Origin of the sequence: Paenibacillus zeirhizosphaerae, assembly GCF_030705605.1 — a bacterium.
GTDB classification, from domain to species: domain Bacteria; phylum Bacillota; class Bacilli; order Paenibacillales; family Paenibacillaceae; genus Paenibacillus; species Paenibacillus zeirhizosphaerae.
The window spans coordinates 38,300-45,823 of the sequence record NZ_JAPCKK010000033.1 but is presented as its reverse complement, the minus strand read 5'-3'; the positions used below and the strand labels follow the sequence as shown (position 1 = coordinate 45,823).

Annotated in this window: 6 protein-coding genes and 1 rRNA gene; all 7 read left to right on the top strand. The window is 49.3% G+C overall.

What is annotated here, in order from left to right:
* The first annotated feature begins 226 nt into the window (after positions 1-226).
* The 7 genes from rrf (at position 227) to OIN60_RS21245 (ending at position 7,524) form a co-directional block, all read left to right on the top strand.
* Positions 227-343 (top strand): 5S ribosomal RNA (gene rrf, locus OIN60_RS21275).
* 365 nt (positions 344-708) lie between these two features.
* Positions 709-1,380 (top strand): GntR family transcriptional regulator, encoded by a 672-nt coding sequence (locus OIN60_RS21270; RefSeq protein WP_305756873.1) that lies wholly within the window; start codon positions 709-711, stop codon positions 1,378-1,380.
* Positions 1,381-1,488: 108 nt separating this feature from the next.
* Positions 1,489-2,244, top strand: a complete 756-nt coding sequence (locus OIN60_RS21265) for an ABC transporter ATP-binding protein (RefSeq protein ID WP_305756877.1) — start codon at positions 1,489-1,491, stop codon at positions 2,242-2,244.
* A complete protein-coding gene (locus OIN60_RS21260; protein ID WP_305756872.1) occupies positions 2,241-3,095 on the top strand; it encodes an ABC transporter permease in 855 nt (284 codons plus the stop codon). Before OIN60_RS21265 ends, OIN60_RS21260 begins: the two co-directional genes overlap by 4 nt.
* An 81-nt stretch (positions 3,096-3,176) precedes the next feature.
* Complete coding sequence (locus OIN60_RS21255) at positions 3,177-4,259, top strand: ABC transporter substrate-binding protein (protein ID WP_305756876.1); 1,083 nt, start codon at positions 3,177-3,179, stop codon at positions 4,257-4,259.
* Between the two features lie 270 nt (positions 4,260-4,529).
* The gene (gene guaB, locus OIN60_RS21250) at positions 4,530-5,987 is read left to right on the top strand and encodes an IMP dehydrogenase (protein ID WP_305756871.1); all 1,458 of its coding nucleotides are present in this window, start codon (positions 4,530-4,532) and stop codon (positions 5,985-5,987) included.
* Between the two features lie 160 nt (positions 5,988-6,147).
* Positions 6,148-7,524 carry a D-alanyl-D-alanine carboxypeptidase family protein gene (locus tag OIN60_RS21245; RefSeq protein WP_305756870.1) on the top strand — a complete coding sequence of 459 codons (1,377 nt, stop codon included), beginning with the start codon at positions 6,148-6,150 and terminating at the stop codon, positions 7,522-7,524.

Here is a 7,524-nt window from a genome sequence, read left to right as displayed (position 1 = left end):
GGTAGATAGGCTGGGGGTGGAAGTGCAGCAATGCATGGAGCTGACCAGTACTAATCGGTCGAGGGCTTATCCTAAAGGTTCTAAAAGGCAATGAACGTTTCGGATCCAGTTTTCAGGGCGTAACCGCTTTGAAAGAAAGATGTTGCGAAGCAAGAATGTAGGTCCTTTCTGAGGATTGATATTTTCTTGCAGCGATTTCGAGAAGCGGAAGCTTCGAAAAATCATGTCTGGTGGCGATAGCGGAGGGGTTCCACACGTACCCATCCCGAACACGACCGTTAAGCCCTCCAGCGCCGATGGTACTTGGATCGAAGGGTCCTGGGAGAGTAGGACGTTGCCAGGCAAAAAAAGTAAAAAAACAGCTCTGTTCTTACGAACAGGGCTGTTTTTTTTCGTGAGTTAAACTGTGCCAGTCACCGATTGATTTTTGGTGACTGGTTATTTACTAACCTGACGGTCGACGTCAGGTTTTTTTGTCGTGCGAGACAATTGAAGATTATTTTTTACAAAAGAATCAATTTAAACGTTAAATATATGTGAGATATATTCTTTTGCGGTATATGTTTTGTTGAAAAAGACAGTTTGGTAGCAATTTCTTTATGTTCTATGCTGAAAAATTCGATTTTTACGTAATGAATATTTACATATATCAGGGCGATCGTTTACCATCAAGTCAACGAAGGCATGCAACAGAGGAGGGAACAAGCAATGCCGGCCTCGGAATCGGAAATTTACATCGCAATTAAAGACGCTATTATTGACCAAAGGCTTCGACCCAACATGCAGCTTGTCGAGGAAGATATCGCGGAATCGTTTGGCGTCAGCCGTACACCCGTGCGCAACGTATTTCGCCGACTAGCGGCGGAGAAGCTTGTATCCGTTGTGCCGTATAAAGGAACTTTTGTCTGGTGTCCAACGGTAAGCGAATCCAAGGAAGTGTTCGAAATGCGAAGGGTGCTCGAGGAAGCAGCCGTCAGGCGGATTTGCCGCAGGCTTGATGAACAGGATCGTCAGCAGTTGGCCCGGATGCTGGAGGAGGAGCTGGAAGCTAATGAGCGGGGGGATTTGTTTAGAGCGCTGCGGATTTCGGGCGACTTTCATCTCCGGATTGCACAGATGGCGGGTAATTCTTATTACAGCAAATATTTGGAGGAGCTCATTTCATTATCTTACGTCATTATCGCATTTTACGGTGGGAAAAAACCTACCCGCTGCGATCATCACAAACAAATTTTAAACGCGATCGAACGAGGGGATGGACAAACGGCCGCCGAATTGATGACCCTTCATCTGAAGGAGGTCGAGGACGGAATCGATTACGGCGGGCTCTGGGAGACACCAAGCACGATGGCCGACATTTTCAAACTGAAGCTGGTCTGAGTTTTTTTACCGGGAGATTGTATACAATCTTGGATGTAATTTCGGATGCTGAATAGGTATGGTGGGATTTTACTCACTTGGTTGCGATGTATAGGAGGTGGCATGGCGATGCAATTGGTCATTGATGGTGTGAATAAAAGCTTTAACGGCCGAACGGTGTTGGACCAAATCCATTTGACCGTAAAGCCGCATGAGCTTGTATGCATTTTAGGCCACAGCGGCTGCGGAAAGTCGACGCTGCTTAATATGGTGGCAGGTTTTATCGCCCCTGACAACGGAACGATTACGGTGGATGGCCAACCAATCAAGGGACCGTCGAAGCAGCGTGGCGTTGTGTTCCAGGAGCATGCGCTTTTTCCGTGGTTCAACGTAATGGACAATATCGCCTTCGGGCCGGAGGTACAGGGGATGGGCAAAAAGGAGGCCCGGAACCATGCGGCTCATTTTTTGGAGTTGGTGGGCTTATCCGATTATGCAAAGCATTATCCGCACGAGCTGTCCGGCGGAATGAAGCAGCGGGTCGGTATCGCCAGGGCACTTGCGGCCGGGCCGGATATGCTGCTGATGGATGAACCTTTCGGTGCGCTCGATATCTTGACCCGCGACGTGATGCAGCGAGAGCTGCTTCGCATTTGCCGGGAAGTGAAACCGACGGTACTCTTCGTTACGCACAGCATCAGTGAAGCGATTTCGTTGGGAGACCGTGTCGTGGTGATGAAGCACGGGAAGATTGCGTCAGTGCTGGAAGTCGAGATGACTCATCCGAGAACGTTCCATAATAGTCGGTTCGGGCAGCTCATGACGGAAATCGAAGATGTGCTGATGGACGAAGCATCGGAAGAGGCAAAGGAGGCGAGAATATGAGCCGGATCAAGACGGTAGCGATTCCATCCGCACAGTCAGGCGGAATGACGATTTTTCGAACTGGTTGGAAGTTGTTCGGGTGGAAGGGAACCATTCCTTACATCGCCATCTTTCTGCTGTGGGAGTTGTTTTCACGGTTTAACATTGTTGTTCAATGGTTCAATCCACTCTTCTTCCCCCCACCCACGGAAATTGTCCGCAACGCCTGGGTGCTCGCTGAGACGGGTATAATCGGCGCGAGCCTCTGGTCCAGCACCATTCGCATTTTGCAAGGATTTACGCTGGGTACCGTTTCGGCCATTGGCATTGCTATGATGATGAGCCGTTTCCGCCATGTCGAGTTCTGGGTAGCGCCCCTTCTCAATTTAACCGGGCCGATACCGGCTTTGGCGCTTTTGCCGCTGTTCATCATCTGGTTCGGCATCGGGGAATTTCCGAAGGTGCTGCTTATCGCATGGACAACGTTTGTCCCCATGCTTGCTTATACATTGGACGGGTTGAAATCTGTCAACCCGTTGCTGATCCGTTCGGCTACCAGTCTGGGAGCGTCGCAACGCCAAATTTTCACCCGGGTTATTCTGCCTTCGGCCATTCCGAATATATTGGTTGGCTCGCAGGTAGGGCTAGGACTCGCTTTTTCTGCCTTGATCGTATCGGAAATGATGGGCGCGAGCTCCGGGCTCGGTTATATTATCGTGGATGCCCGCAATTATTTTAAAATATCGAATATGTTTGTGGCCATCGTATTCATCGGACTGGAGTATAGCTTGTTCTCCCAATTGTTGAAGCTGGTAGAGAAGAGGGTCATGTCCTGGCGGAAGGGAGGGATTCGCGACGCCCTCGGCAAATAGCTGGAGGAACATTTGGCGCAGAGATGGATAGCAGTATCAAGTATCACTAACAAAAACAGAGGGTGGAGCAGAATGACAAAAATGAGAAAAGGTAAACTGGGTCTTACTTTGGTTGCATCCCTTATTTTGACGGTTGTAGTGTCCGCCTGCGGCAATAGCGGTTCTTCGTCATCGACATCTGAAGCTCCTTCGTCTTCACCGGCCACATCAGCTCCTGCGGAAGGCGGTAGCCTGGAAACGACCAAGCTTACACTTGTCGGTGTACGGGACGCCCAAATTTCGTCTCAACAAATTATTGCCGACAAACTCGGTTATTTCAAAGAAGAAGGGTTGGAGGTTACCAATCAATTGATCGAAAGCGGCCCCGATATCGGTCCTATGGTGTCCGGCGGCAGCGCACCGATTAGCATTCAGACAAATTTTATGGATATCATTCTGAAATCGAACGGCATCGGCGTGAAGATCGTCGCTCCGCTTGCGCAAATCGCCGGTACACAAGCTGTTGTTGGTGGCAAGGATCTTGTACTAAACAGTGCGAAGGATCTGGAAGGTAAGACGATCGGTATCCCGAGCGGAGCGGACGTCAAGATTGCCATCGACAATATGGCGAAGGAGCTTGGCGTGGACGCTTCCAAGATCAAATACGTCAATCTGGCACCGAGCGATGCGGTCGTGGCTTTGGAGAAAGGCGACATTGATGCGATGGCGGCTTGGGAACCGTTCATTACGAAAGCAATCAATGCGGGCGGTCACTTCCTGTTTAGCGGAACGAAGTCGGAGCTGCCGGACAAGAAGGGGGATGTCAACTGGATGAGTGTCCATACGACCATCCAAGTGACCGACGCTTATTTGCAGGAAAATCCGAACACGATCAAAGCGATCCTTCGCGCGTTGAATAAAGCGTCTGATTATATTAACAATAACCGCGAAGAAGCGATCAAAATGCTTGCGCCGGAGCTGCATTTGACGGAAACGGAGCTGACGGATATTATGAGCCGCAACGTTTATGGTATGACGGCCGACGATACGTTCCTGAATGCGAGCAACGGTCAGGGCGTTATGGATTATCTAATGTCGACCGGAAATATTACGTCTGTTCCCGAAACTTCTTCCTATATCGATTTAAGTCTGCTGAAAGAAGTTGATCCGAGCCTCGCTCCATAAGTCGGCAGAGTGACTTTTCGAAAGAGGGATTCGTCCGCTGGCCCCCGGCATCATGCCGGGGGCCAGTGCGTTTATTCACGAAATGTCCTTCGGTGGCAAACAGATGTTTTCAATGGGAAATATACCTGCTCAACGTGTAAAGTAGTATGCTTGACACCCCTATACTGCTTTGCTAAGATTGCAATAATATATTTTCAGAAAACATTACTTTGTCCGTCATGGATAGACAATTCATGGCTGCAATAAGACATTTTAAGGAGGACAACCCAGGTGTGGGAAGATAAGTTTGGCAAGGAAGGCTTAACCTTTGATGACGTGCTGCTGGTTCCCCGTAAATCGGAGGTTCTGCCCAAAGAGGTGGACACATCTATCCGATTAAGCGACGCGGTGAAACTCAATATTCCGCTGATGAGTGCCGGTATGGATACCGTTACGGAAGCAGCAATGGCTATTGCGATGGCAAGAGAAGGCGGCATCGGTATTATTCATAAGAACATGAGCGTAGAACAGCAAGCCGAGGAAGTTGATCGTGTTAAACGTTCGGAAAGCGGCGTTATCACCAATCCGTTCTCGCTGACTCCGGATCATTTGGTATCGGATGCAGAGCAGGTCATGGGTAAATTCCGGATCTCCGGCGTGCCAATTGTGAATGAGGATAACAAACTTGTCGGTATTTTGACCAATAGAGACCTGCGCTTCATCCATGACTACAATATTAAAATTAGCGACGTCATGACCCATGAGAATCTGGTTACAGCACCGGTAGGGACTACCCTCCAGGAAGCTGAAGTTATTCTGCAGAAGCATAAGATCGAGAAACTTCCGCTGGTGGATGACGCCAACAATCTTAAGGGCCTGATTACTATCAAGGATATTGAGAAAGCCATCCAGTTCCCGAATGCAGCCAAGGACTCGCATGGCCGTCTGCTGGTTGGAGCGGCTGTCGGAATTTCGTCAGATACTTTTGTTCGTACAGAAGCATTGGTGAAGGCGGGCGTGGACTTAATTGTAGTTGACTCGGCTCACGGACATCACATTAACATCATTGATGCGGTCCGTAAGTTACGCGCGAACTATCCGGATCTTACGATTGTAGCGGGTAACGTGGCAACCGGAGACGGTGCACGGGAGTTGATCGAAGCGGGTGCTTCAGTCGTTAAGGTCGGCATCGGACCAGGATCTATCTGTACCACTCGTGTTATTGCAGGCATCGGGGTTCCTCAGATCACAGCCATTTATGATTGCGCAACCGTTGCCCGTGAGTATGGTGTGCCGATTATTGCGGACGGCGGTATCAAGTATTCCGGCGAGATCACCAAGGCTTTGGCGGCGGGCGCTTCTGCTGTAATGCTGGGCAGCCTGTTTGCCGGAACGGAAGAAAGCCCGGGTGAATCCGAAATTTATCAGGGACGTCGTTTTAAAGTATACCGCGGTATGGGATCTATGGCTGCTATGAAACAGGGCAGTAAAGACCGTTACTTCCAGGATGATGATAAAAAATTGGTGCCGGAAGGAATTGAAGGCCGTGTGGCTTATAAAGGTCCATTATCCGACACCATTCATCAACTGATGGGCGGACTTCGTTCGGGTATGGGGTACTGTGGCACGCAAACGATCGAACATCTGCGCAACGATACACAGTTCGTCCGTATCACTGGTGCAGGGTTACGCGAAAGTCACCCGCATGATGTGCAGATCACGAAGGAAGCACCAAACTATTCGTTATAAAACATAGGTAATACCAGGGCAGACGGGCTGGGCGAATTCGCTTGGCCTGTCTTTTTTTGCACAATAGCGTATGATAGAATAGATGAGTGATTTGCTAGGCCAGACAACCTTCACGTATACATCGTGGAATGGGTTGAGTTAGAGAGGAGTTTATTTAACATTGAAAGATACAGGTAAATTGAAGAAGAAGTCCGGCATTCTGAAGAAGAGCATTGCCATTGTTGTGCTGTTCAATATGATGTATATGACTGCTTTGCCGGTCGTAAGTGTTTTGGATTCTCATGTGATTACTTCAGCCGCCGCGTCAACGACGGAGATTGTTGGCACTGCGGGAATAAAAACCCCGGAACTGGCGCTGAGTTCAGCTATATTAATCGAAGCGAGTACGGGTCAGGTGCTGCTCTCCATGAACCCGGATGAGGCGCTGCCGCCGGCAAGCATGACAAAAATGATGACCGAATATATTGTCGCTGAAGAGGTCAAGCAGGGCAGACTCAAGTGGGACGATGTCGTTACTGTCGGTAAAAATGCGGCGGAAAGCGTCGGCTCACGAATTTTTTTGGCAGAAGGCGATAAGCATACGGTAAGAGATCTTTATATAGCCATGGCTGTGGGCTCTGCCAATGATGCTACGGTAGCTTTGGCGGAGCGTGTGGCTGGCTCTGAGCAGAATTTCGTTGAGATGATGAATGAAACGGCTCAGCGCATGGGAATGAAGGATTCCTACTTTATTAATGCTACCGGATTGGACAAGGCCGATATGCCGAAGGCGTACCAGCCTGACACGGATCGTGAGACGGTGATGACGGCAAGAGACGTCGCCACACTGGCCGGGTACATTGTAAGGGATCATCCGGATTATACTGAATTTACAACTCTGCAAAACTACAAGTTCCGTCCTACTGATAAAGATCCGATCGTCAACTGGAACTGGATGCTTGAAGCGAATAAAAATATTACAAACTTTAAAGCCTATGCTTATGAAGGCTTGAACGGGATGAAAACCGGACATACCAATGCGGCCGGATACTGCTTTGCAGGCACAGCGGTGCGGGACGGCATGACGCTGATCAGTGTAGCGATGGGTGCTGATACGGAGCCAGCGCGTTTTAAAGAAACAAGAAAAATTCTGGATTACGGATTTGAGAATTTTAAACTTCAGCAGGTTGTGGCTCCTAAGGCAGAGCTTGCCGAGCTGAAAACTGTACCTGTAACCAAAGGTAAAGAAACCGAAGTGCCAGTAGTAACCAAAGATGCTGTATCCTTCGTTGTACCGAAGAATGGTGCCGAACCGCAGATTACACACACAGCTAAAGTAACGTCGGCAAGTGAGCTATTGGCTCCGCTCAAGCAGGGGGATAAGGTGGGAACGGTAACCTACACCTACAAAGCAAAGGGAATGGACCAGCCGCAGGAAAAGACGGTTGACCTAATTACGACAACAAATGTGGAGGAAGCGGGCTGGTTCCGGATGTTCTTCCGGGCTATCGGAGGCTTCTTCGCAGATCTGTTCGGCAGCATCAAAAATCTGTTCTAA